The organism is Duganella sp. BJB1802, from assembly GCF_013369445.1.
Classification (GTDB): Bacteria; Pseudomonadota; Gammaproteobacteria; order Burkholderiales; family Burkholderiaceae_D; genus Rugamonas; species Rugamonas vulcania_A.
Map to the genome: position 1 here is coordinate 176367 of NZ_JABWEF010000001.1, position 23293 is coordinate 199659.

Here is a 23293-nt window from a genome sequence, read left to right on the forward strand (position 1 = left end):
AGGTAATGCCTGGGAATGGCCCGATTTTTGTAGCTTTGCTACATTTTTCGGGCCGCCACACAAACAGCGCAGCTTTTCCTGGTCCCCGCCTGGCGGGGACTGTTCGCTAGCCCAAACGCTCAAGGATTACTATGTCCCGTGGTACTAAAATTGTCGCAACGATCGGCCCAGCCTCCACTGATTTCAATGTCCTGGTCAAAATGATACGTGCCGGCGTCGACGTCGTGCGCTTGAATTTCTCGCACGGCAAGGCGCAGGATCACATCGACCGCGCCCGCCTGGTGCGCGAGGCGGCGGCCGAATGCGGCCGCGAAGTGGCGATCATGGCGGACATGCAGGGTCCTAAAATCCGTGTCGGCAAGTTTGAAAATGGTAAGATTGACCTCGCGAACGGCGATAAATTCATCCTGGACGCGAAATGGGGCGAAAACGGCGAACTGGGCAACCAGGACCGCGTCGGCCTGGATTACAAGGCGCTGCCGCAGGATTTGCGCGCCGACGACAAGCTGTTGCTCAACGACGGCCTGATCGTGCTGGTGGTCGACAAGATCGTCGGCCATGAGATTTACACCACCGTGAAAATCGGCGGTGAGCTGTCCAACAACAAGGGCATCAATCGCCAGGGCGGCGGCCTGACCGCGCCGGCGCTGACCGCCAAGGACATGGAAGACATCAAGACGGCAATGAGTTTCCAGTGCGATTACCTGGCGATCTCGTTCCCGAAAAGCGCGACCGACATGGAGATGGCGCGCCAGCTGGCCAATATCGCCGGCGAGCCGTTCGGCCACAAGCCGATGATGATCGCCAAGATCGAGCGCGCCGAAGCGATCCCTGTGCTGCAGGAGATCCTTGACGCCTCGGACGGCATCATGGTCGCGCGTGGCGACCTGGCGGTGGAAGTGGGCAACGCGGCGGTGCCGGCGCTGCAGAAGCGCATGATCAAGATGGCGCGCGAGTCGAACAAGCTGGCGATCACCGCGACCCAGATGATGGAGTCGATGATCTTCAACGCCGTGCCGACCCGCGCCGAAGTATCGGACGTGGCCAACGCGGTGCTGGACGGCACGGACGCGGTGATGACCTCGGCGGAAACGGCCTCGGGCCGCTATCCGATCGAGACGGTGGAAATGATGGCCGCCATTTGCGTGGAAGCCGAGCAGTCCGAGTACAACAAGCTCGACGCCGACTTCCTCAACGCGACCTTCACCCGGATCGACCAGTCGATCGCCTATGCCGCGCTGTTCACCGCGCACCACCTGGCGGTGAAGGCCATCGTGGCGCTGACCGAGTCCGGTTCGACCGCGTTGTGGATGAGCCGTCACAACATCGATACGCCGATCTTCGCGCTGACGCCGAGCGTGACGACCCAGCGCAAGGTGGCGCTGTATCGCAATGTGAAGGCCTACAATTTGCTGCAGAAGGCCGGCAGCGCGGAAGTGTTGAAACAGGCCGAGGATCTGCTGGTCGAGTACGGCATCGCGAAGAAGGGTGACATGATCGTCGTCACCTGGGGCGAGCCGATGGGCCAGGTCGGCGGCACCAATGCGCTGAAGATCGTCAAGGTTGGAGAATTTACCAAGTAAGTCCGGTAGCGCCGTCCTCGCGGAACGAGGACGGCATTGCTCCGGCAACCAGGTTTTTTTATTGTTTGGAGTATTACCATGTCCCTCGTATCCATGCGTCAACTGCTGGACCACGCCGCTGAAAACGGCTATGGCATCCCTGCGTTCAACGTCAACAACCTGGAGCAGGTGCAGGCCATCATGGCCGCCGCCGACGCCCTGAACGCCCCGGTCATCATGCAGGCCTCGGCCGGCGCCCGCAAATATGCCGGCGAAGCCTTCCTGCGCCACCTGATCGACGCCGCCGTCGAAGCCTACCCGCACATCCCGGTCGTCATGCACCAGGACCACGGCCAGTCGCCGGCCGTCTGCATGGCCGCGATCCGCTCCGGCTTCACCTCGGTGATGATGGACGGCTCGCTGGAAGCGGACGGCAAGTCGGTCGCCTCGTACGACTACAACGTCGAAGTGTCGCGCGAAGTGGTCAAGTTCTCGCACGCCATCGGCGTGACCGTCGAGGCGGAACTGGGCGTGCTCGGTTCGCTGGAAACCATGAAGGGCGACAAGGAAGACGGCCACGGCGCCGACGGCACCATGACCCGCGAACAGCTGCTGACCGACGTGGCCCAGGCCGCCGACTTCGTGCAGCGCACCCAGTGCGACGCGCTGGCCATCGCCATCGGCACCTCGCACGGCGCCTACAAGTTCACCCGCAAGCCGACCGGCGACATCCTGGCCATCGACCGCATCAAGGAAATCCACGCCCGCATCCCCAACACCCACCTGGTGATGCACGGTTCGTCGTCGGTGCCGCAGGAACTGCTGGCCATCATCCGCGAATTCGGCGGCGACATGAAGGAAACCTACGGCGTGCCGGTCGAAGAGATCCAGGAAGGCATCCGTCACGGCGTGCGCAAGATCAACATCGACACCGACATCCGCCTGGCCATGACCGCCGCCGTGCGTCAGTTCATGTTCCAGAACCCATCGAAATTCGATCCACGCGACTTCCTCAAGCCGGCCCGCGCCGCCGCCGAGCAGGTCGTGCGCGCCCGCTTCCAGGCCTTCGGCTGCGAAGGCCAGGCGTCGAAGATCAAGGTCATCCCGATGGAAAAAATGGCCGAGCGCTACAAGGCCGGCGAGCTGTCCCAGATTGTGAAGTAAAATTCTGTTTTGGAACGGACTGGTTCTCTCGGGAACCGGTCCATCTCTCTTGACCGGCTAGCAAGGTTTTCCCTGCGCCGGTTTTCGCTTTTCTATACCGCTAGTCTATCCACCTCCCGCTATGAACAGCCTTTACCAGACCTCCATCAAGTCCCTGCCACTCCTCGGCCACGGCAAAGTCCGCGACAACTACGCTGTTGGCGACGACAAAATTTTGATCGTCACCACCGACCGCCTGTCGGCCTTCGACGTCGTCATGAACGAGCCGATTCCCGGCAAGGGCATGGTCCTGAACCAGATGAGCGATTTCTGGTTCGAGAAGCTCGGCCACATCGTGCCGAACCACCTGACCGGCGTGGCGCCGGAATCCGTGGTGGCCGCCGACGAAGTCGAGCAGGTCAAGGGCCGCGCCGTGGTCGCCAAGCGCCTGAAGCCGATCATGGTCGAGGCGGTGGTGCGCGGCTACATCATCGGTTCGGGCTGGAAGGATTACCAGGACACCGGCAGCATCTGCGGCATCAAGCTGCCAGCCGGCCTGCAACAGGCCGAGAAGCTGCCCGAGCCGCTGTTCACCCCGGCCGCCAAGGCCGACCTGGGCGAGCACGACGAGAACATCAGCTTCGCTGAAATGGAAAAGCGCATCGGCGCCGAGCTGGCCGCCAAGATGCGCGACGTCAGCATCGCGCTGTACAAGGCCGCCGCCGACTACGCCGCCACGCGCGGCATCATCATCGCCGACACCAAGTTCGAATTCGGCCTGGACGAAAACGGCGTCATGCACCTGATGGACGAAGTGCTGACCGCCGACTCGTCGCGCTTCTGGCCTGCCGATTCGTACAAGCCCGGCATGTCGCCGCCGTCGTTCGACAAGCAGTTCGTGCGCGACTACCTGGAAACCCTGACCTGGGGCAAAACCGCGCCGGCGCCGGCGCTGCCCGCCGACGTGATCGACAAAACCCAGGCCAAGTATTTCGAAGCCATCGAGCGCCTGACCGGCCAGAAGCTGAAGGCCTGATATGAGCGAGCAGAACAAGCCACTGGTCGGCGTCATCATGGGTTCGTCGTCGGACTGGGACGTGATGCAGAACGCGGTCGCCATCCTCAAGCAGTTCGGCGTGCCGTTTGAAGCGCAGGTCATTTCCGCGCACCGCATGCCGGACGAAATGTACGCCTACGCCAAGAGCGCCCGCGCGCGCGGCCTGCGCGCCATCATCGCCGGCGCCGGCGGCGCCGCCCACCTGCCTGGCATGGTGGCCGCGATGACCATCGTGCCGGTGCTGGGCGTGCCCGTGCCGTCCAAGTATTTGCGCGGCGAGGATTCGCTGCTGTCCATCGTGCAGATGCCCAAGGGCGTGCCGGTGTCGACCTTCGCCATCGGCGAAGCCGGCGCCGCCAACGCCGCGCTGACGGCGGTCGCCATGATCGCCGCCACCGACGGCGCGCTGGCCGACCGGCTGGAAGCGTTCCGCGTCTCGCAAACCGATGCCGCCAAGGCCATGACTTTACCGCTTGAATAAATGAGTAAACAGTATTCACCATTTCTGCCCGCCGCCAATCCGCCAGCCTGGCTGGGCGTGATGGGCGGCGGCCAGCTCGGCCGCATGTTCGCCCAGGCCGCGCAAAGCATGGGCTACCAGGTGGCCGTGCTGGAACCGGCCGACGATTGTCCGGCCGGCCAGGTCGCGCAACGCCTGGTCAACGCCGGCTACAGCGATGCCGCCGGCCTCGACGCGCTGGCCGCGCAATGCCTGGCCGTCACCACCGAATTCGAGAACGTGCCGGCCGACAGCCTGTCGCGCCTGGCGCAGCGGGTGTTCGTCGCGCCGAACGCGCATGGCGTGTCGGTGGCGCAGGACCGCATCGCCGAGAAACGCTTCTTCGTCGACTGCGCGCCCAAGTCCGGCGTGATGCCGGCGCCGCACAAGGTGATCGCCTCGCATGCGGACATCGACGCCATTGGCGACGACCTGCTGCCCGGCATTCTGAAGACCGTTCGCATGGGCTACGACGGCAAGGGCCAGGTGCGCGTGCGCAGCCGCGAGGATGTGCGCGCCGCCTTCGACAGCATGGACGGCGTGACCTGCCTGCTGGAGAAGATGCTGCCGCTGGCCTACGAGGTCTCGGTGCTGACCGCGCGCGGCGCCGACGGCGAATCGGTGGTGTATCCGATTGCCGAGAACGTCCACCGCGACGGCATCCTGTTCACCACCACCGTGCCCGGCCCGAACGTGTCCGACGCCAGCGCCAAAAAAGCGCAGCAGGCGGCGCAAGCCATCGTTGCCGAGCTGGGTTATGTCGGCGTGCTGTGCATCGAATTCTTCGTGCTCACCGACGGCAGCCTGGTGGTCAACGAGATGGCGCCGCGTCCGCACAACAGCGGCCACTACACGATGGACGCCTGCGTCACCAGTCAGTTCGCGCAGCAGGTGCGGGCGATGGCGCGCCTGCCGCTGGGCGACGTGCGCCAGCATTCGCCGGCCGTCATGCTCAACATCCTCGGCGATGTCTGGTTCACCGACGACACGGATGCCACGCGCGAACCGGCCTGGGACCAGGTGCTGGCGCTGCCGGGCGCCTGCCTGCACCTATACGGCAAGGACGATCCGCGCCGCGCCCGCAAGATGGGCCACTTGACCTTCATCGCGCCGACCTTGGCGCAGGCGCAGCAGCAGCTCGACGCCGCTTGCGTGATCCTGGGGATCGAGAAGGCGGCACCGTGAAGCACCAGCCCGCAACGGTAGCCGACCACGCCGCCATCGCGGCGGCGGCGGCGATCCTGGAGGAGGGCGGCCTGGTGGCCTTCCCCACCGAGACCGTCTACGGCCTGGGCGCGGACGCCGAGAACCCGGCGGCCGTGGCCCGCATCTACGAAGCCAAGGGCCGACCCAACGACCATCCGGTGATCGTGCACGTCGCCCCCGGCGCCGACTTGGACTACTGGGTCACCGACATCCCGCCGGAGGCGCGCCAGCTGGTGGCGGCCTTCTGGCCGGGGCCGCTGACGCTGATCCTCAAACGCGCCAGCCACATTCCCGACGCCGTCTCCGGCGGCCAGGACACGGTCGGCATCCGCTGCCCGTCGCATCCGGTCGCGGTCGCCTTGCTGAGCGCCTTCAAGGGCGGCAAGGGCGGCGTGGCCGCGCCATCCGCCAACAAGTTCGGCAACGTCAGTCCGACCACCGCGCAGCACGTGCGCGACGAGTTCGGCCTGGACGAGCACGACGACGGCGCCACCGACGGCGACGCCTGCAGCGGCGCGCTGCTGACGACGGTGTTGGAAGGCGGCGCCAGCCAGGTCGGCATCGAATCGACCATCGTCGACCTGTCGCGCCTGGCCACGCACGGCCCGGTGCTGCTGCGTCCCGGCCACATCAGCGCGCAGCAGATCGCCGACGTGATCGGCGCCATGCCGGCCGCGCCGGACCAGGCCGCGCCGCGCGCGTCCGGCACGCTGGAGTCGCATTACGCGCCGCGCACCCCTGTCACCATGCTGGAGCAGGCCGAGCTGGCCGCCGCGCTGGCGCAGTTGCGGGCGCGCGGCGTCAAGGTCGCGGTGATCAGCCACGCCTTGCCGGCGCTGCCGGGCGAGGTGCCGCAGCAAAGGCTGCCCGCCGACCCGGCCGGCTACGCCTACGGCCTGTACGCCGCGCTGCGCGACATGGACCAGACCGGCTCCGGCCTGATCCTGGTGGAGACCCCGCCGCAGGGCGCGGAGTGGCTCGGCGTCAACGACCGCCTGCGCCGCTCGGTGTTCGGCTCGGCCGGCGTGATCGCCTCGCTGCTGAAAAAATAGGCGACGCGGCATCGCAACAGACTGATGCGATGAGGGGCGCTCCCTGCTAAGATTGAGTGTTGCCGGCCGCTATGAAACGCCCGGCAACCTTGACCTTCCAGCAGCGGCCGCCCCGGCGCCCTGCATCTTCCTCAAGGATGCGCTATGCACCACGCCGCCCGCTACCCATGGATTTCCCTCGCCGTCCTGCTCGCTTCCTGCGGCGGCGGAGGCGGTTCGCCCGCCAGCCACACCGGCGGCGATATCGTGGTCCAGCCGCCGGTCACCCAGTTGCGCGGCATCGCCATCGGCGGCGCCACGCTGGTGCCGGCCGTGCTGGACGGCGGCGCCACGGCCGGCACGGTCGAACCGGCCGCCATGCAGAAACTGGTGGAGTCCTCCGTCACCCTCGGCACCGCCGTCACCGGCACGCCGACCTGCGCCGTGACCACCTACACGCTCAAGTACCATACCATCGATTCGGTGGCGGCCGACACCGACGCCAGCACCGCCATCATGGTGCCGTCCGGCGGCAACGCGGCGTGCCAGGGCGGCCGCCCGGTGATGCTGTACGCGCACGGCACCTCGGCGCTCAAGACCACCGACATGGCCAACCTGTCCGGCACCGAGGCGCGGCTGGTGGCGGCCATGTACGCGGCCCAGGGCTACATCGTGGTGGCGCCGAACTACGCCGGCTACGCCGGTTCCTCGTTGGCCTACCACGCCTACCTCGACGCCGGCCAGCAGGCCGACGACATGATCGACGCCCTGCGCGCCGCCCGTAGCGTGTTCGCCAGCATCGGCGCGGGCGCGTCCAGCCGGCTGATGGTGAGTGGTTACTCTCAGGGCGGCTTCGTGGCGCTGGCCACCCAGCGGGCCATGCAGACCAAATACGCGGGGGAATTCACGGTCACGGCGGCGGCGCCGATGTCCGGCCCCTACGCCTTGCTGCAATTTGGCGACGCCATCTTCAACGGCGCGCCGACGCTTGGCTCCAGCGGCTTCCTGCCGATGCTGATCAACGCCGGCCAGCGCGCCGGCGCCGGCATCTACGCCAGCCTGGGCGACGTCTACGAGGCCAAGTACGCCACCGGCATCGACACGCTGCTGCCGGGCACGCAAAGCCTGGGCGCGCTGGTGAGCGCCGGCAAGCTGCCGGACGACGTGCTGTTCGCCCAGGATTCGCTGCCGCAGGCCGCCGGCTACGGCGCCTACTTCGGCGTCGACCACCTGCTCAAGACCAGCTACCGCAACACCTACCTGGCCGACCTCAAGGACCACCCCTGCAACCTCAGCGACAGCGCGCCGCTGGGCTGCGCGCCGGTCCAGCCGCTGCGCAAATGGCTGCTGAAGAACGACCTGCGCACCTACACGCCGACCGCGCCGCTGTTCCTCTGCGGCGGCAACCGGGATCCGGTGGTGCCGTTTTCCAACACCGACGCCGCCGGCGCCTATTTCCGCGCCCAGTCCATGGCGCCGGGCCTGTTGACGGTGCTGGACCTGGACGACTCGTCGCTGTTGGGCGCCTACCGCGACACCCGCCTGGAATTCGGCCTGGCCAAGCAGGTCTTGCGCCTGAGCGTGCTGCACGACACCGGCTCGGGCGGGGAGGCCGACAAGGCGGTCAACGACGCCTATCACGCCGGCCTGGTGGCGCCGTTCTGCCTGCGCGAGGCGCGCAAATTTTTCGATTCTGCACCATCGAGGTGAGAACCATTTGACGTAGATTAACTCCTAAGATAATACGTCCGAGCAAACGTTCTTTTTTGCCACAAAGTTGTACGATTTCTCGTGCTGCGCTATACAGCCGGGAATAACGCTGGCATATTAGTTGGGTTGCGAATAGCACGGCCGTTCGTATCAAATAAATAAAAATTTCTTAGGAGACAACATGCGTCATACCAAATTTGCACTTGCTGCAATGACCCTGGCCGTCCTTGCGGGTTGCGGCGGAACCGATCCCAAACCCGGCGATCAAACCCTCAAAGTCAAATACAGCAGCCAGGTATCGTTTGGCGACAGCCTGTCCGACGTCGGCTCCTACGCCGTCGGCACGGTGGCCCTGCTCAAGGGCGGCAAATTTACCATCAACGGTGACAACACCGCGGTCGCGTCCACGCTGACCGGCAAGAACTGGACCGAACTGGTCGCCGCCCAGCTGGGCGTGGCCGCCCCGTGCGCGGCCGTGACCGGTCTCGACGGCGACGCCAGCAAGGGTTTCTCGGTGCCGCAGGTGGCCCACGCCGGCTGCTACGGCTACGCCCAGGGCGGCGCGCGCGTGACCAACCCGGTCGGCCCCGGCAACAAGCTGACCGGCAACCCGCTGGGCGCGCTGACCATCCCCGTGGTGACCCAGGTCGCCAACCACCTGAAAGCGGTCGGCGGCAAGTTCAAGGGCGATGAAATGGTGTTCGTCATGGCCGGCGGCAACGACCTGTTGTTCCTCCTCACCAAGCTGGGCAACGACGCCACGGCCGCCGGCACCGCCGCCGGCGGCGCCGCCTATGTGACCAGCCTGGTCGGCCAGCTGGCCGCCGGCGCCACCGATCCGGCCAGCGCCGCCGCCGCCATCGGCCTGGCCGCGCAGACCGAAGCGGCCAAGCCAGCAGCACCCAGACCACGATCACGATGGCGGCGGTCGGCGCCACCGCCATCCAGCCGGGTAACTCGGCCGTGGCGTCGCAAGCCGTGTGAGGACCGATGACCGTCAAGGCCGGCGCCGACGCCACCGCCGCCGGCGCCAAGGCCGGCGCCGACTATGCCGCCGCCCATGGCCCCGAACTGGTCGCCGCCATGACCACCGCCGGCACCGAGCTGGCCAACCTGGTCAAGACGCAGATCGTCGCCAACGGCGCCAATTACGTCACCGTCAACAACCTGCCGGATGTGGCCACCACGCCGAAGGGCCGCAGCCAGCCGTCGAGCCAGGCGCTGATCAACGCCATGGTGAGCGCCTTCAACGGCGCGCTGACCAGCGGCCTGGCGTCGGAGTCCAAGGTGCTGGTCGTCGACGTGTTCGCCGTCAGCCACGACCAGGCCACCAACCCCGGCCCGTACGGCCTGACCAACGTGGAGGAACCGGCTTGCGACCTGAGCACGGCCAAGAACCCGCTGGCCTCGGCGCTGACCTGCAACGGCGGCAACCTCAAGACGGGCGACGTCAGCCACTGGTCCTTCGCCGACGACGTCCATCCGTCGCCGTTCAACAACCTGCTGCTGGCGCGCTACGTGGCCGAGAAGCTGGTGGTCAAGGCCAGCTGTAATTCCGGAAGTCGTCGCAGGCGGCCGCCTGGGCGGGCGGCCGCCGGACTCCTAACATAAAACATCGGGAGACGATATGAAGACACGGTAAAACTGCTGGCGCTGGCCGCCGCACTGACGGTGGCGTCGGCCGCATCGGCGCAACAAAGCGCCGGCACCTGGCTCGGCACGCTGGGCATCAACAAGATCACGCCCAAGGTGGATTCGGGCGACGTCTCGGCGCCGGCGCTGCCGGGCACCAAGGCCGACGTCAACTCGGACACCAAGCCGCGCTTCGCGATCGCCTACATGGTGACCGACAACGTCGCCGCCGAGCTGGACCTGGGCCTGCCGTACAAGCACGACCTGATCGGCTCGGGCGCCATCCAGGGCACGGGCAAGGTGGGCTCCGCCGAGGCGCTGCCGCCGACCGCCTTCGTGCAGTACCGCTTCCTGCCGGCCAACTCGAAGTTCCGTCCGTACGTGGGCCTGGGCCTGACCTACGCGATGTTCCAGAAGGAGACCGGCTCCGGCCAGCTGACCGCGCTGCTCAACACCGGCGGCCCCGGCACCACCTTCAAGCTGGACGACAAGTGGGCCATGAGCTACCAGATCGGCGGCACCATGAAGATCAACGAGAAGTGGTTCATCGACGCCACCGTCATCAAGACCAAGCTCAAGACCGTGGTGCACTTCTCGACCGGCCAGGTGCAGGATGTGCGGCTCGATCCGCTGGCCGTCAGCGTCAGCGTCGGCTACAACTTCAAGGGCTTCTAGTCCCTCCGGACGTAAAAAAACCGCTGCGGCCGCAAGGCCCAGCGGTTTTTTTCATGCCCGCCGTGCTTACTGGAAGGCCTGGATGCCGGTCTGTGCGCGGCCCAGGATCAGCGCGTGGATGTCGTGCGTGCCCTCGTAGGTGTTGACCACCTCCAGGTTGACCATGTGGCGGATGATGCCGAACTCGTCCGAGATGCCGTTGCCGCCCAACATGTCGCGCGCGACGCGGGCGATGTCCAGCGACTTGCCGCAGGAGTTACGCTTCATCATCGAGGTGATTTCCACCGCCGCCGTGCCGGCGTCTTTCATGCGGCCCAGCTGCAGGCAGCCCTGCAGGCCCAAGGTGATCTCGGTCTGCATGTCGGCCAGCTTCTTCTGCACCAGCTGGTTGGCGGCCAGCGGACGGCCGAACTGGTGGCGGTCCAGCACGTACTGGCGCGCGGTGTGCCAGCAGGCCTCGGCCGCGCCCAGCGCGCCCCAGGCGATGCCGTAGCGCGCCGAATTCAGGCAGGTGAACGGGCCCTTCAGGCCGCGCACGTCCGGGAAGGCGTTCTCTTCCGGGCAGAACACGTTGTCCATCACGATCTCGCCCGTCACCGAGGCGCGCAGGCCGAACTTGCCGTGGATGGCGGGCGCGCTCAGGCCGGCCATGCCTTTTTCCAGCACGAAGCCGCGGATCGCGCCCTCGTCGTCCTTGGCCCAGACCACGAACACGTCGGCCACCGGCGAATTGGTGATCCACATCTTGGCGCCGGTCAGCGCGTAGCCGCCCGGCACCTTCTTGGCGCGGGTGATCATCGAGCCCGGGTCGGAGCCGTGGTTGGGTTCGGTCAGGCCGAAGCAGCCGATCCACTCGCCGGTGGCCAGCTTGGGCAGGTACTTCTGTTTCTGCGCCTCGGTGCCGAACTCGTAGATCGGCACCATCACCAGCGACGACTGCACGCTCATCATCGAGCGGTAGCCGGAGTCGACGCGCTCGACTTCGCGCGCGATCAGGCCGTAGGCCACGTAGTTCAGGCCGGGACCGCCGTACTGTTCCGGGATGGTCGGGCCCAGCAGGCCCAGTTCGCCCATCTCGCGGAAGATCGAGGTGTCCATCTTCTCGTGGCGGAACGCCTCCAGGATGCGCGGCGCCAGCTTGTCCTGGCAATACGCGGCGGCGGCATCGCGCACCATGCGTTCGTCGTCGGTCAGTTGCTGGTCCAGCAGCAGGGGATCGTCCCAGTGGAATTGCGCGCGGGCTTGGCTCATGTGTGGTCTCTCATTATGAAAATGTGGGAAGTCTGCCCGGCATTCTATGCCGCGGCCGCCGTCACGGCTTTTCAAATGGCGACACCAATTTCCGTTTTTAGCCCAGGCCGCCGAACTGGCCGCCGTGGAAAATCAGCGGCGGCGACGGCGAGAACTCGCACAGCTCGACCTCGCCGACGAAGATCACGTGGTCGCCCTCCGGGTAGCGGCTGCGGTTGTGGCATTCGAACCAGGCCGAGGCGCCCTTGAGGATGGGCTGGCCGGTGCGCGAGAGCTCGTATTCGGTGTTTTCCCACGGATCGATGCCGCGCGTGGCGAACTGCTTGGCCAGGTGCGCCTGGCCGGCCGACAGCACGTTGATGACGTAGTGCGAATTGCCGGTGAAGATGGGCATGCTGTTGGCCGTGGTGGCCAGGCTCCACAACACCAGCGGCGGATCGAGCGACACCGAATTGAAGGAACTGGCCGTCAGGCCACGGAAGCTGCCGTCCGCCAGCCGGGTGGTGATGACGGTGACGCCGGTGGCGAACTGGCCCAGCGCCTGGCGAAAATGGCTGGTGTCGAAGGGGCGCTGGTCGGCGCGGGGGGAACGAGTGTGCATGGTGGACCTGTGAACTTTCAGCCATTATGCCAAAGTTTACCGCGCCATAGCGGATTGCCCCGGTTTGCGTTACAGTGACCCCATGGGCATTCTTCTACGCGGGGGAATCATGACGAGTCAGTCCGCGCCGGGCACGGCGCTTGAAACAGCGTATCTGGGCGGCGGCTGCTTCTGGTGCACCGAGGCCGTGTTTGCGCGGGTCAAGGGCGTTGTTCATGTCGAGTCCGGCTATGCCGGCGGCCACCAGCCCGACCCCACCTACGAGCAAGTCTGCGCCGGCGGCACCGGCCACGCCGAAGTGGTGAAATTGCAATTTGATCCTTCCGTCATCGGCTTCCGCGACCTGCTGGAAATCTTCTTCACCATCCACGACCCGACCACGCCCAACCGTCAGGGCAACGACGTCGGCACCCAGTACCGCTCGGTCATCTTCCACCAGTCGCCGCAGCAGGAAGCCACCGCGCGCCAGGTGATCGCACAGATGGCCGGGGTGTGGGACGCGCCCATCGTCACCGAGCTGGCGCCGCTCACCACCTATTATCCGGCCGAGCCCTACCACCAGGACTACTTCAGCCAGCACCCGCTGCAGAGCTATTGCGCCTTCGTGGTGGCGCCCAAGGTGGCCAAGTTCAAGAGCACCTACGCGCAGCGCCTGAAATGACGACGAGGAGACGCGGATGAAGGTGGTGCTGGTCGACGATACCCACATCAACCTGGTGCTGATGTCGCGCCTGGTCGACAAGCTGCAGGGCGTGAGCACGATCGGCTTCCAGTCGGCGCGCGAGGCGCTGGCCTGGTGCAACGCCCATCCCTACGACCTGCTGATCGTCGACTACATGATGCCGGACCTGAACGGCCTGGAGTTCATCGCCCGGCTGCAGGCGCCGCCCGACCAGCGCCCGCCGGTGCTGATGGTCACCGCCAGCGTCGACCTCGACGTGCGCCACCGCGCGCTGGAGAACGGCGCCAGCGATTTCCTCATCAAGCCGATCGACAAGGTCGAGTTCCTGGCGCGCACCCGCAACATGCTGGCGCTGCGCAGCGCCACGCTGAGCCTGCAGCACCGCGCCAGCTGGCTGGCCGACGAGGTGGCCAAGGCCACCGCCGAGCTGTGCGCGCGCGAGCAGGAGACCATCATGCTGCTGTGCCGCGCCTCCGAGTACCGCGACCCCGAGACCGGCGCCCACATCCAGCGCATGGCGCGCTACTCGCGGCTGATCGCGGCCGGGCTGGGCCTGTCCGACGAGCAGCAGAGCGACCTGCTGAACGCCGCGCCGATGCACGACATCGGCAAGGTCGGCACGCCCGACCACATCCTGCTCAAGCCCGGCCGCCTCACCGCCGAGGAGATGGCGGTGATGCGCCAGCACGCGGAGATCGGCTACAACATCCTCAAGGATTGCAAGGCGCGCATGCACAAGCTGGCGGCCGAGATCGCGCTGACCCACCACGAGCGCTACGACGGCCAGGGCTATCCGCGCGGCCTGGCGGGCGAGGCCATTCCGCAGGCCGGCCGCATCGTCGCCGTGGCCGACGTGTTCGACGCGCTGACCAGCGTGCGCCCGTACAAGCCGGCGTGGAGCATGGAGGCCGCGCGCCAGCACCTGCTGGACCACAGCGGCGCGCATTTCGATCCGCGCTGCGTCGACGCGCTGCTGCGGCGCTGGGACGAGGTGCTCGACATCCGCGCCCGCTACCAGGACGAGCAGGGCGGCCCCGCCGCCGTCACGGCCTGAGCCCGCCATGGACCAGGATAGCCAGGTCGACCAGATCCGCCTCGCGCTGGCGGCGCAGGGCGCGCACGAGCTGGCGCGACTGCTGGAGCCGCAGCTGGCCGCGCTGGCCGAGCTGGAGGCCGAGGCGCGCCAGCTGCGCTCGGCCAACGCGCTCCTGCGCAAGGAGAACCGCCAGCAGCGCGGCGAACGCCGGCACCTGGCGCGATCCGCACACCGCGCGCTGGCCGGCCTGCAGCTGGCTGCGCCGACCTGCGGCGCGGCCAGCCGAGGGCGCCGGCCGGCGAGCGCGCCGCGCGCGACCAGCAGGAGCTCACCGAGCAGATCCTCGACCAGCTGCCCATCCCGATTTTTCTCAAGGACCGCGACGGCCGCTTCCTGCGCTTCAACAGCCGCTTCGAGGAATTCACCCAGCGCTCGCGGGCGGAGATCCTCGGCCGCACGGTGGACGACTTCGCCTCGCCGCGCTGGGCCGCCGCCACCCATGAGGAAGACGAGCAGGCCTGGACCACCGGCCGCATGATCACCACCGAGCGCCGCATGGCCACCTTCGATCCGCCGCTCGACGTGCTGGTCAGCCGCAAGGTGATCCGCACCGGCGGCCTGTCCTACATGCTGGGCTACTTCATCGACATCAGCGAGCAGCGCGCGGCGCGCGCCGCCATGCAGCACGCGGTCGAATCGGCCGAGGCGGCCAGCCGCGCCAAGAGCGAATTCCTGGCCAACATGAGCCACGAGATCCGCACGCCGATGAACGGCATCCTCGGCATGACCGAGCTGGTGCTCGAATCGAACATCGACGCCGGCCAGCGCGCCGACCTGGCGCTGGTGAAGGCCTCGGCCGACGCGCTGCTGCACATCGTCGACGACATCCTGGATTTTTCCAAGATCGAGGCGGGCAAGCTGGAGATCGAGGAAGTGCCGTTCGACCTGCGCCAGCTGGTGGCCGACACGCTGCGCGCCATGAGCCTGCGGGCGCGGCAGAAGGGACTGGCGCTGGCGGCCGAGATCCCGCCGGCCGTGCCGCGCCTGATGAAGGGCGATCCGGGCCGGCTGCGCCAGGTGCTGCTCAACCTGGTCGGCAACGCCATCAAGTTCACCGACGCCGGCGGGGTGACGGTGGCGCTGTCGGTCGGCGCCGAGCGCGACGGCCGCAGCGAGATCGCCTTCGCGGTGCGCGACACCGGCATCGGCGTGCCGCCGGAAAAGCAGCACCTGATCTTCGAGGCCTTCGCCCAAGTCGACGGCTCGACCACGCGCGAGTACGGCGGCACCGGCTTGGGACTGGCGATCTGCCGCCGGCTGGTGATCCTGATGCAGGGCCGCATCGAGGTGCGCAGCGTGCCGGGGCGGGGCAGCGTGTTCAGCTTCACCGTGCCGCTGCAGCACACCGGCGCCGCCCAGGCCGCGCCGCTGCCGCCGCTGGCGGTGCTGGCGCCCGGCCAGGGCATGAACCTGAGCGCCGGCGACAACGGCCTGCTGGCCGGCGCCGACGAATCCATGGCCGCCACGCCCACGGCCGGCGGCCTGCCGGCGGGCGTCGGCGAGCCCGCGTCCGCCGCGTCCGCGACTGGCGGCCTGCGCGTGCTGCTGGCCGAGGACAATCCGGTCAACCAGCGGCTGGCGGTGCGGCTGCTGGAGAAGCTGGGCCACCGCGTCACGCTGGTCGACAGCGGCTTGGCCGTGCTGGAGCGCGCCGGCCATGGCGACCACGACCTGATCCTGATGGACGTGCAGATGCCGGGCCTGGACGGCCTGGCCGCCACCCGCCAGATCCGCCAGCGCGAGGCGGCGCAGGGCGGCCACGTGCCCATCATCGCGATGACCGCGCGCGCCATGGCGGGCGACCGCGAGCGCTGCCTGGAGGCCGGCATGGACGACTACCTGGCCAAGCCGGTCGACAGCCAGCAGCTGCGCGCGATGCTGTTGCGCTACCAGCCCGACAGCGGCCACCTGCTGCTGGACTGGCGCGGCGCGCTGAAGCGGCTGGACGGCGACGCCGAGCTGCTGCTGGAGCTGGCCGCGCTGTTCCTGCAGGATGGCCCGCAGCTGTGGCGGGAGCTGGGCGAGGCGCTGGACGCCGGCGACGTGCCGCGCAGCACGCGCGCGGTGCACAGCCTGAAGGGCGTGCTGGCCAACTTCGGCGCGGCGCGCGCGCTGGCGCTGGCCGAGCAGCTGTCGGCCGCGCTGCGCGCCGGCCAGCCGTGCCAGCTGGCGGCCGGTCGGCTGGAGGCGGCGCTGCGCCAGGTCTACGTGGCGTTGAAGGAGTTGATCGACGCCGGCGCCGGCGCCATGAGCGCGCCGCCATCCTCCTGAATCAGCGAGAACGCGGGCACGCCATCGTCGGTCTGCGCGTAGTGCGCGCCGGCGTGGTTGGCGCTGGCCGGATACATGTGCCGGCGCGACCACGGCAGCGCCGCGCTGCGCTGGCCCGCCTTGCGGCCGACCACCTGGTACAGGCTGATCCAGTCCTGCTCGAAGGCGTAGCAGCAGCCGGCCAGGTAGACGTGCCAGATGCGGTAGCGCTTGTCGCCGGCCAGCGTGCGTACCCGCTCGGTGTGGGCCTCGAAATTGTCGGTCCAGATGGCGCAGGTGCGGGCGTAGTGGCGGCGCAGGTTTTCCACGTCGCACACCTCCAGCTTCCCTTGTTGCATGGCCTTGAGCACGTGGCCGATGTGCGCCAGCTCGCCCTGCGGGAACACGTACTTGTCGATGAACTCGCCGCCGCCGTACGGCGTCTCGCCGTTGTCCGGGTCGGTGGTGGTGATGCCGTGGTTCATCACCACGCCGTCCGGCGCCAGCAGCTTGTGGATGGCGGCGAAATACTCCGGCAGGTGCTTGATGCCCACGTGCTCGAACATGCCGACGCTGGTGATGCGGTCGAACTGGCCGCGCACGTCGCGGTAGTCCTGCAGGCGGATCTCGACCAGATGCTCCAGCCCGGCCTGGCGCACGCGCTCCTTGGCCAGCGCGAACTGGTTCTCCGACAGCGTGACGCCGACGCAGCGCGCCCGGTACTGCTGCGCCGCGCGGATCACCAGCGCGCCCCAACCGCAGCCGATGTCGAGCAGCGTCTGGTTCGGCTTGAGCTCGATCTTGCGCAGGATGTGGTCGATCTTCTTGGTTTGCGCGGTGGCCAGGTCCTCGTCGCCGTGCTCGAAGTAGGCGCAGGAATACACCATGGCCGGGTCGAGGAACTGCTGGTAGAACTCGTTGGAGACGTCGTAGTGGTAGCGGATCGCCTCGGCGTCCTGGCGCTTGCTGTGGGCCATGCCGCGCACGATGCGGGCGAACTTGCCCTCGGCCTTGAGCGTGGTGCGCGCCAGCGCGTTGACCACGGCGATCATGTCGTGCGCGCGGCCCTTGACCTCGATCGCGCCCTCGACATAGGCCGCGCCCAGGTTGGACAGCGACGGCGTGAGCAGGTAGCGCGCGGCCGACACATTGGGCAGCCGTATCGTCACGCGCGGCGCCTCGCCGGAAAAGTCGACATGCTGGCCGTTCCACAGTTCGATGCGCAGGGGCAGGGCGATTTGCCGGCGGATGCCGTCGATCCAGCTGCTGAGACGGTTTTGTACAAACACGATCACACCTCCGAGTCCACAAAAAAAAGACCACCGCATGCGATGGTCTGGTGTGTGCCTCGTGGCGCTCCGCTTACGGCTGCAGGCGCTCCTTCACCCAGCTACCATCTGCTTGTTTCAGATACACGATCCGGTCGTGGAAGCGCGAACGGCGCCCCTGCCAGAACTCGATGCGCACCGGATCGAGGCGATAGCCGCCCCAGTGTTCCGGCCGCACCGGATGCTCGCCGCTGACGGCGGCCGCCGCATCGTAGTTCGCTTCCAGTTGCTCCCGGTTGGCGATGCGCGCGCTCTGTTGCGAAGCGATCGCGGCGATCTGGCTCTTCACCGGCCGGCTGTAAAAATATGTGTCGCTTTCCTCGGCGGAAGTCTTGACCACCGTGCCCTCGATGCGTACCTGGCGTTCCAACTCGCTCCAGAAGAATAGCAGCGCGGCGTGCGGATTGTCGCCCAGTTGCCGGCCCTTCTGGCTGTCGTAGTTGGTGTACCAGGTGAAGCCGCGCGCGTCGTACTGCTTGATCAGCACGATGCGCGAACTGGGCTTGCCCTGCGCGTCCACCGTGGCCACGCTCATCGCGTTCGGCTCGTTGACCTTGGCGCGCAGCGCCTCCTCGAACCATTTGCCGAACTGGGCGATCGGGTCGTCCAGCACATCGTGTTCCGTCAAACTGGCGCGGCCGTAGTCGAGGCGCAGGTCCGCCAGCACCACGCCGTCGGCCACCGTGTCCGACACCGCCACCTGTTTCTGTTCCGGCACCTGGCTTTGCGGCAGGCCGGGGACGATGCCGCGCCGCGCCTGCATCGCGCTGCCCAATTGCGCCATCTGCTCGGGGCTGAACAGGCGCTTGGCCATCGGCGCGATGTCGCCTTCCTCGATCGCCATGTGGGTGGCGTAGACCGCGCCGAAACGCTGGACATCGTCGGCCGACAGCTCGCTGCCTTGTCCATTTGCAATTTTATCAAGTTGTGCATTAATTATATTCCAGTCCCGTTCCATTTGCTGGTGGTCGGCCAGGATGCCGGGCACCAGCCCGGCCAGCAGCACGGCGTCGGCGTCGCGCGCGGTGGCCTGCAGCATCGGCATCAGGTTTTGCTCCTCGTCCTCGTGGTGCAGCGGCGCCGCCGTGTTGAAATATTTCTGCACCGCCTGGGCGGCCTTGCGGGCGTCGTCGTCGGCGCCGTGCTGGGGCAGGTGGGCCAGCAGCTTTTGCAGCGTCTGCAGCTGCTTGCGGATGCGCTCGTGGCAGTGTTTGAGGACGGCCAGCGGCTGGCTGAAATCGGGGGCGGTGTCGAACAGGGGAAGGCTCATGGCGGTCGCTCGGGCTAGGGGGAAAGTCATTCTAAAATAATTTTTGCCGTGGCGTCCGTTAAAATGTCGGGATGAACTCCCTTGCACCCACCCCATTCGACGATGTCGACTTCGAGCGCCGCTTCGGCGGCATCGGCCGCCTCTATGGCGAACGCGCGCTGGCGCGCTTCCGGGCCGCCCACGGGTGCGTGGTCGGCGTCGGCGGCGTCGGCTCGTGGATCGTCGAGGCGCTGGCCCGCAGCGCCATCGGCCGGCTCACGCTTATTGATCTGGATAACGTCGCCGAGTCCAACATCAACCGCCAGATCCAGGCCCTGAGCGGCACCGTCGGCCAGGCGAAGATCACCGCGCTGGCCGAGCGCATCGCCCAGATCAACCCGTTCTGCGTGGTCGACCAGGTCGAGGACTTCGTCAGCCCGGACAACCTGGAGCAGATGCTGGGCGGCGGCCGGTTCGATTTCGTGGTCGACGCCATCGACAGCGTGGCGGCCAAGGCGGCCATGATCGCCTGGTGCCGCCAGCACGCCATGCCCCTGATCATCATCGGCAGCGCCGGCGGCCAGACCGACCCCACCCAGATCGCCGTGCGCGACTTGGCCCGCACCGAGCAGGAACCGCTGCTGAAGAAGGTGCGCAAGGTCCTGCGCAGCCAGTACGGCTACCCGCGCGGCGAGAAGACCAAGTTCCACGTCGACGCGGTGTTCTCGATGGAACGGCTGCGCCTGCCGGAAACGGCCGAAGTGTGCGCGGTGGACGGCGATCCGGGCGCCGGCGGCGTGACCGGCCTCAATTGCGCCGGCTTCGGTTCGGCCATGGTGGTCACGGCCAGCTTCGGCATGGTGGCGGCCAGCCGCGTGCTGCGCCACCTGGCCGACGACGCGCAACCGGCAGTGGCGCCAGTCGAAACGATTTAGATTTTATCCAGCGCGCGGGGCGGTTTTGCTATCATGGTGCGCGCTGGCACGGGGACCGTGCTCTCCACAGACCTGATCGAAAGAAAAAAACATGACCCGTAGTTCCGTACTCGTAGCAATGTTGTGCGCGCTGGCGGCCTCCGCGGCCCAGGCGCAGACCCCGGTGGCCCCGGCCGACGTGCCGCCGCCGCCACCGCTGGTGGTGGGCTCGGCCACGCCCGGCCCGGCCGCCGAGCAGCTGATCGTCACCGACACCAAGATCGGCACCGGCAAGGAAGCGACCACCGGCGCCACCGTCTACATGCACTACTCGGGCTGGCTGTACCGCCCGCTGGCCAAGAATATGCACGGCAAGCTGTTCGACTCGTCGATTCCGCGCGGCGAGCCGCTGGACTTCGTGCTGGGCGCAGGCCGCGTCATCAAGGGCTGGGACCAGGGCATCCAGGGCATGAAGGTGGGCGGCAAGCGCACGCTGATTATTCCGTCGGAGCTCGCATACGGCTCACGTCCGACGCCGGGCAGCGGCATTCCGCCGAATTCCGCGCTGATCTTCGACGTCGAGCTGGTGGACGTGAAATAATCGGCGCAAATCAGCGTAGACTGGAACCTCCGTCCCACCTCGGAGGTTTTCCATGAAGATTGCCAACGACGTCACCGAACTGATAGGCCGCACCCCGCTGGTGCGCCTGAACCGCTTGAACAAAGGCAGCACCGCCCAGGTGCTGGTCAAGCTGGAGTACTGCAACCCGGCCCACAGCGTGAAAGACCGCATCGGCCTGTCGATGATCGAGGCGGCCGAGGCGGCCGGCCAGATCCGACCCGACACCGTCATCCTCGAACCGACCAGCGGCAACACCGGCATCGCGCTGGCGATGGTGTGCGCCGCGCGCGGCTACCGCTGCACCCTGGTCATGCCCGACACCATGAGCCGCGAGCGGCGCATGCTGCTGCGCGCCTACGGCGCCGAGCTGGTGCTCACGCCGGGCGCCGAGGGCATGCTGGGCGCGATCCGCAAGGCCGAGGAGCTGGCCGCCAGCGACCCGCGCTACCTGATGCCGCAGCAGTTCAACAACCCCGCCAATCCCGAGGTGCACCGCCGCACCACGGCCGAGGAGATCTGGGCCGACACCGACGGCCGGGTGGACATCCTGGTGGCCGGCGTCGGCACCGGCGGCACGATCACCGGCGTGGGCGAGGTGATCAAGGCGCGCAAGCCGGCGTTCCGCTGCATCGCGGTGGAGCCGGAGGCGTCGCCGATGCTGGCCAAGGGCATCAAGGGGCCGCACCCGATCCAGGGCATAGGGGCGGGCTTCGTTCCGGCCGTGCTCAACACCAAGGTGTACGACGAGATCATCGGCGTGAAGAACGACGACGCGTTCGCGACCGCGAGGCTGGCGGCCAGCCAGGAGGGGCTGCTGGTGGGGATCTCCTCCGGCGCCGCGCTGTGGGCCGCGCTACAGGTGGCGCGGCGGCCGGAGAACGCGGACAAGATCATCGTGACCATCATCCCGTCCTTCGGCGAGCGCTATCTGAGTACGCCGCTGTATGCCAATCTGGCGGATTGAAACTGCTTTGCTTCGGGATAGAGATGCGTAAACTTTCCGCGATTTTCCTGCTGGTCTGCGCTTCAGCACGCGCGGAGACTTGTCAAAAATATGACGTGACCAATGCCGAGCTCACCGGTCGGGTTCGGGTCGAGACGTTTTTCGGCCCACCCAACTTTGGCGAGTCGCCGGAAACCGATTCTAAAGAGCGGCAGGCGATTCTTCATTTGGACCGGCCGATTTGCACTGTTGCCTCGGCCGATAGTCCTGCGGAGGAACGTCAAATCGATGTGACGCTGGTTCCGATGGGGGACTTCAGTCTTGCGTCGTTTGTTGGCAAGCAGGTGACCGTAAAGGGAAAGCTCTTCCACGCGATCACTGGCCATCATCACACCAATGTCCTGATATCGATTGATACCGCTCCACAAATAGCCGGAAAATAATTGAAAGCGGTCCGGAGCGCCTAGGCGTCCCCTACGTGCATGGCCTAGTGCGCCGGCTCCTGCAGGCTGCACTCGTGCGCGGTGGTGCCCAGGCGCACCTGCAGCGTGCTGTGGTCGATCGAGAACTGCTCCTTGAGCTGCGCGCTGATGGCGTCCATCGCGGCGTCGCCCGGATGGCCGGCCGGCGTGACCAGCTGCGCCGTCAGCGCGTTCTCGGTGGTGCTCATCGACCAGATGTGGACGTCGTGCACGTCGGTCACGCCGGGCTGGGCGCGCAGGAATTGTTCGACTTCGGCGTGGTCCAGGTTGTCCGGCACGGCGGCCAGCATCATACGCATCGATTGCTTGAGCAGCGACCAGGTGCTGTAGACGATGATGGCGACGATGACCGCGCTGACCAGCGGATCGAGCCAATTCCAGCCCGTGTAGCGCACGATCACGCCGGCCACCAGCACGCCCAGCGAGATGGCGGCGTCGGCCGCCATGTGCAGGTAGGCGCCGCGCACGTTGATGTCGTCCTTGCTGCCGGACATGAACAGCCAGGCCGAGAAGCCGTTGACCAGGATGCCCACGCCCGCCACCACCGACACGGTCAGGCCGGCCACCGGTTCGGGATGCACCAGCTGCTGCACCGCTTCCCACGCGATGGCGCCGCAGGCGGCCATCAGCAGCATGGAGTTGAACAGCGCGGCCAGCATCGAGGTGCTGCGCAGGCCGTAGGTGTAGCGGCCGTTCGGCACGCGCTTGGCCAGGATCGCCGCGCCCCAGGCCAGCATCAGGCCCAGCACGTCCGACAGGTTGTGGCCGGCGTCGGCCATCAGCGCGGTGGAGTTGGCCAGGAAGCCGTAGAAGAATTCGATCGCCACGAACGCCGTGTTGAGCACGATGGCGACCGCGAATGCGCGGCCCATGGTGTTCGGATCGCCGTGGTGGTGATGGTGGCCGCCGTGGCCGTGGTCATGCCCGTGGTCGTGGCCGCACGACTTGGTTTTGGCCTCGGCCTTGGCCGGCGCGTGGTCATGGCCGTGGTGATCGTGGCCGTGATCGTGGTCGTGATGGTCGTGGTGCTTGCTCATGCTTCGTGTCCGTTGGAAGGTTCGGCGATATGTTCGAGCATATCGTTGAGTACGCCGCTGATGTGGGCGTCGGCGGCGGAATAGAACACTTGCTTGCCCTGGCGCTCAGACTTCACAATGCGCGCCGCGCGCAGCAAACGCAAGTGGTGGCTGACCAGCGAACTGCTCAGCTCCAACGAGGAAGCGATGTCGCTGACGGCGATCGGCGCCGTCACGCAGGCCAGCACGATGCGCAGGCGCGTCGGATCGCCCAGCAGATGGAACAGGTCGGCCAGCTGGGCAATCGCGGGATCGCAGTCGGAATAGTCGTGTTGGCAGCTCAT

The 23293-nt window shown here is 67.1% G+C and carries 24 protein-coding genes; 17 read left to right on the plus strand and 7 right to left on the minus strand.

The genetic code is table 11. The features are described 5' to 3' along the window. The first annotated feature begins 131 nt into the window (after positions 1-131). From pyk to HUX88_RS00885, 10 genes are all read left to right on the plus strand, one after another. Complete coding sequence (gene pyk, locus HUX88_RS00845; RefSeq protein WP_117013990.1) at positions 132-1583, plus strand: pyruvate kinase; 1452 nt, start codon at positions 132-134, stop codon at positions 1581-1583. 78 nt (positions 1584-1661) lie between these two features. Beyond that, positions 1662-2726, plus strand: a complete 1065-nt coding sequence (gene fba, locus HUX88_RS00850; protein ID WP_117013989.1) for a class II fructose-bisphosphate aldolase — start codon at positions 1662-1664, stop codon at positions 2724-2726. 121 nt (positions 2727-2847) lie between these two features. Beyond that, entirely contained in the window at positions 2848-3741 is an 894-nt protein-coding gene (locus HUX88_RS00855) for a phosphoribosylaminoimidazolesuccinocarboxamide synthase (protein ID WP_117013988.1), read from the plus strand. A 1-nt stretch (position 3742) separates the two neighbouring features. Beyond that, positions 3743-4243: a 5-(carboxyamino)imidazole ribonucleotide mutase gene (gene purE, locus HUX88_RS00860; RefSeq protein ID WP_117013987.1), complete on the plus strand. Its 501-nt coding sequence runs from the start codon at positions 3743-3745 to the stop codon at positions 4241-4243. Further along, entirely contained in the window at positions 4244-5446 is a 1203-nt protein-coding gene (locus tag HUX88_RS00865; RefSeq protein WP_176360502.1) for a 5-(carboxyamino)imidazole ribonucleotide synthase, read from the plus strand. Continuing rightward, positions 5443-6519, plus strand: coding sequence for an L-threonylcarbamoyladenylate synthase (locus HUX88_RS00870; RefSeq protein ID WP_176360503.1), 1077 nt, complete (start codon positions 5443-5445; stop codon positions 6517-6519). The genes HUX88_RS00865 and HUX88_RS00870 overlap by 4 nt, the downstream gene beginning before the upstream one ends. A gap of 144 nt (positions 6520-6663) precedes the next feature. Beyond that, positions 6664-8208, plus strand: a complete 1545-nt coding sequence (locus HUX88_RS00875) for a S9 family peptidase (RefSeq protein WP_176360504.1) — start codon at positions 6664-6666, stop codon at positions 8206-8208. A 181-nt stretch (positions 8209-8389) separates the two neighbouring features. After that, positions 8390-9202 carry an SGNH/GDSL hydrolase family protein gene (locus HUX88_RS33065; protein ID WP_229219139.1) on the plus strand — a complete coding sequence of 271 codons (813 nt, stop codon included), beginning with the start codon at positions 8390-8392 and terminating at the stop codon, positions 9200-9202. Beyond that, a complete protein-coding gene (locus HUX88_RS33070) occupies positions 9199-9819 on the plus strand; it encodes a hypothetical protein (RefSeq protein WP_229219140.1) in 621 nt (206 codons plus the stop codon). Before HUX88_RS33065 ends, HUX88_RS33070 begins: the two co-directional genes overlap by 4 nt. 3 nt (positions 9820-9822) lie before the next feature. After that, positions 9823-10515: an OmpW family outer membrane protein gene (locus tag HUX88_RS00885; RefSeq protein WP_176360781.1), complete on the plus strand. Its 693-nt coding sequence runs from the start codon at positions 9823-9825 to the stop codon at positions 10513-10515. Between the two features lie 66 nt (positions 10516-10581). Here HUX88_RS00885 and HUX88_RS00890 read toward each other — a convergent pair whose 3' ends face one another. Both HUX88_RS00890 and HUX88_RS00895 read right to left on the minus strand, forming a co-directional pair. Continuing rightward, positions 10582-11766 carry an acyl-CoA dehydrogenase gene (locus tag HUX88_RS00890; protein ID WP_117013981.1) on the minus strand — a complete coding sequence of 395 codons (1185 nt, stop codon included), beginning with the start codon at positions 11764-11766 and terminating at the stop codon, positions 10582-10584. Positions 11767-11863: 97 nt separating this feature from the next. Further along, positions 11864-12367 (minus strand): flavin reductase family protein, encoded by a 504-nt coding sequence (locus HUX88_RS00895; RefSeq protein WP_117013980.1) that lies wholly within the window; start codon positions 12365-12367, stop codon positions 11864-11866. A gap of 109 nt (positions 12368-12476) precedes the next feature. Here HUX88_RS00895 and msrA point away from each other — a divergent pair, with 109 nt between their 5' ends. Then, positions 12477-13028, plus strand: a complete 552-nt coding sequence (gene msrA, locus HUX88_RS00900) for a peptide-methionine (S)-S-oxide reductase MsrA (protein ID WP_117013979.1) — start codon at positions 12477-12479, stop codon at positions 13026-13028. 16 nt (positions 13029-13044) lie between these two features. Then, the gene (locus HUX88_RS00905; RefSeq protein WP_176360505.1) at positions 13045-14103 is read left to right on the plus strand and encodes an HD-GYP domain-containing protein; all 1059 of its coding nucleotides are present in this window, start codon (positions 13045-13047) and stop codon (positions 14101-14103) included. Here the strand turns inward: HUX88_RS00905 and HUX88_RS32025 are convergent. Continuing rightward, a complete protein-coding gene (locus tag HUX88_RS32025; RefSeq protein WP_229219141.1) occupies positions 14093-14299 on the minus strand; it encodes a hypothetical protein in 207 nt (68 codons plus the stop codon). The genes HUX88_RS00905 and HUX88_RS32025 overlap by 11 nt on opposite strands. A 149-nt stretch (positions 14300-14448) precedes the next feature. Here HUX88_RS32025 and HUX88_RS00910 point away from each other — a divergent pair, with 149 nt between their 5' ends. Next, positions 14449-16416: an ATP-binding protein gene (locus tag HUX88_RS00910; protein ID WP_373886744.1), complete on the plus strand. Its 1968-nt coding sequence runs from the start codon at positions 14449-14451 to the stop codon at positions 16414-16416. Here the strand turns inward: HUX88_RS00910 and HUX88_RS00915 are convergent. Both HUX88_RS00915 and pdxH read right to left on the minus strand, forming a co-directional pair. Next, entirely contained in the window at positions 16350-17684 is a 1335-nt protein-coding gene (locus HUX88_RS00915) for a class I SAM-dependent methyltransferase (protein ID WP_373886734.1), read from the minus strand. The two genes, HUX88_RS00910 and HUX88_RS00915, sit on opposite strands and share 67 nt — an antisense overlap. Positions 17685-17757: 73 nt before the next feature. After that, positions 17758-18993, minus strand: a complete 1236-nt coding sequence (gene pdxH / locus HUX88_RS00920; RefSeq protein ID WP_117013976.1) for a pyridoxamine 5'-phosphate oxidase — start codon at positions 18991-18993, stop codon at positions 17758-17760. A 71-nt stretch (positions 18994-19064) separates the two neighbouring features. Here pdxH and HUX88_RS00925 point away from each other — a divergent pair, with 71 nt between their 5' ends. From HUX88_RS00925 to HUX88_RS00940, 4 genes are all read left to right on the plus strand, one after another. Further along, a complete protein-coding gene (locus tag HUX88_RS00925; RefSeq protein WP_176360506.1) occupies positions 19065-19907 on the plus strand; it encodes a ThiF family adenylyltransferase in 843 nt (280 codons plus the stop codon). 118 nt (positions 19908-20025) lie between these two features. Continuing rightward, complete coding sequence (locus tag HUX88_RS00930; RefSeq protein WP_161093092.1) at positions 20026-20487, plus strand: FKBP-type peptidyl-prolyl cis-trans isomerase; 462 nt, start codon at positions 20026-20028, stop codon at positions 20485-20487. 52 nt (positions 20488-20539) lie between these two features. Beyond that, complete coding sequence (cysK, locus tag HUX88_RS00935) at positions 20540-21472, plus strand: cysteine synthase A (protein ID WP_117013973.1); 933 nt, start codon at positions 20540-20542, stop codon at positions 21470-21472. 23 nt (positions 21473-21495) lie between these two features. Next, positions 21496-21894 (plus strand): DUF4431 domain-containing protein, encoded by a 399-nt coding sequence (locus HUX88_RS00940; protein WP_176360507.1) that lies wholly within the window; start codon positions 21496-21498, stop codon positions 21892-21894. A 44-nt stretch (positions 21895-21938) separates the two neighbouring features. Here the strand turns inward: HUX88_RS00940 and HUX88_RS00945 are convergent, their stop codons facing one another. Both HUX88_RS00945 and HUX88_RS00950 read right to left on the minus strand, forming a co-directional pair. After that, entirely contained in the window at positions 21939-22970 is a 1032-nt protein-coding gene (locus tag HUX88_RS00945; RefSeq protein ID WP_117013971.1) for a cation diffusion facilitator family transporter, read from the minus strand. Continuing rightward, positions 22967-23293, minus strand: coding sequence for a helix-turn-helix transcriptional regulator (locus HUX88_RS00950; protein WP_117013970.1), 327 nt, complete (start codon positions 23291-23293; stop codon positions 22967-22969). Before HUX88_RS00950 ends, HUX88_RS00945 begins: the two co-directional genes overlap by 4 nt.

What these genes read in the sequence shown, in the direction of transcription:
- pyk (WP_117013990.1), top strand. Translation starts at nt 132, where the DNA reads ATGTCCCGTGGTACTAAAATTGTCGCAACGATCGGCCCAGCCTCCACT.
- fba (WP_117013989.1), top strand. Translation starts at nt 1,662, where the DNA reads ATGTCCCTCGTATCCATGCGTCAACTGCTGGACCACGCCGCTGAAAAC.
- HUX88_RS00855 (WP_117013988.1), top strand. Translation starts at nt 2,848, where the DNA reads ATGAACAGCCTTTACCAGACCTCCATCAAGTCCCTGCCACTCCTCGGC.
- purE (WP_117013987.1), top strand. Translation starts at nt 3,743, where the DNA reads ATGAGCGAGCAGAACAAGCCACTGGTCGGCGTCATCATGGGTTCGTCG.
- HUX88_RS00865 (WP_176360502.1), top strand. Translation starts at nt 4,244, where the DNA reads ATGAGTAAACAGTATTCACCATTTCTGCCCGCCGCCAATCCGCCAGCC.
- HUX88_RS00875 (WP_176360504.1), top strand. Translation starts at nt 6,664, where the DNA reads ATGCACCACGCCGCCCGCTACCCATGGATTTCCCTCGCCGTCCTGCTC.
- HUX88_RS33065 (WP_229219139.1), top strand. Translation starts at nt 8,390, where the DNA reads ATGCGTCATACCAAATTTGCACTTGCTGCAATGACCCTGGCCGTCCTT.
- HUX88_RS33070 (WP_229219140.1), top strand. Translation starts at nt 9,199, where the DNA reads ATGACCGTCAAGGCCGGCGCCGACGCCACCGCCGCCGGCGCCAAGGCC.
- HUX88_RS00890 (WP_117013981.1), bottom strand. Translation starts at nt 11,766, where the DNA reads ATGAGCCAAGCCCGCGCGCAATTCCACTGGGACGATCCCCTGCTGCTG.
- HUX88_RS00895 (WP_117013980.1), bottom strand. Translation starts at nt 12,367, where the DNA reads ATGCACACTCGTTCCCCCCGCGCCGACCAGCGCCCCTTCGACACCAGC.
- msrA (WP_117013979.1), top strand. Translation starts at nt 12,477, where the DNA reads ATGACGAGTCAGTCCGCGCCGGGCACGGCGCTTGAAACAGCGTATCTG.
- HUX88_RS00905 (WP_176360505.1), top strand. Translation starts at nt 13,045, where the DNA reads ATGAAGGTGGTGCTGGTCGACGATACCCACATCAACCTGGTGCTGATG.
- pdxH (WP_117013976.1), bottom strand. Translation starts at nt 18,993, where the DNA reads ATGAGCCTTCCCCTGTTCGACACCGCCCCCGATTTCAGCCAGCCGCTG.
- HUX88_RS00925 (WP_176360506.1), top strand. Translation starts at nt 19,065, where the DNA reads ATGAACTCCCTTGCACCCACCCCATTCGACGATGTCGACTTCGAGCGC.
- HUX88_RS00930 (WP_161093092.1), top strand. Translation starts at nt 20,026, where the DNA reads ATGTTGTGCGCGCTGGCGGCCTCCGCGGCCCAGGCGCAGACCCCGGTG.
- cysK (WP_117013973.1), top strand. Translation starts at nt 20,540, where the DNA reads ATGAAGATTGCCAACGACGTCACCGAACTGATAGGCCGCACCCCGCTG.
- HUX88_RS00940 (WP_176360507.1), top strand. Translation starts at nt 21,496, where the DNA reads ATGCGTAAACTTTCCGCGATTTTCCTGCTGGTCTGCGCTTCAGCACGC.
- HUX88_RS00945 (WP_117013971.1), bottom strand. Translation starts at nt 22,970, where the DNA reads ATGAGCAAGCACCACGACCATCACGACCACGATCACGGCCACGATCAC.
- HUX88_RS00950 (WP_117013970.1), bottom strand. Translation starts at nt 23,293, where the DNA reads ATGAGCTGCCAACACGACTATTCCGACTGCGATCCCGCGATTGCCCAG.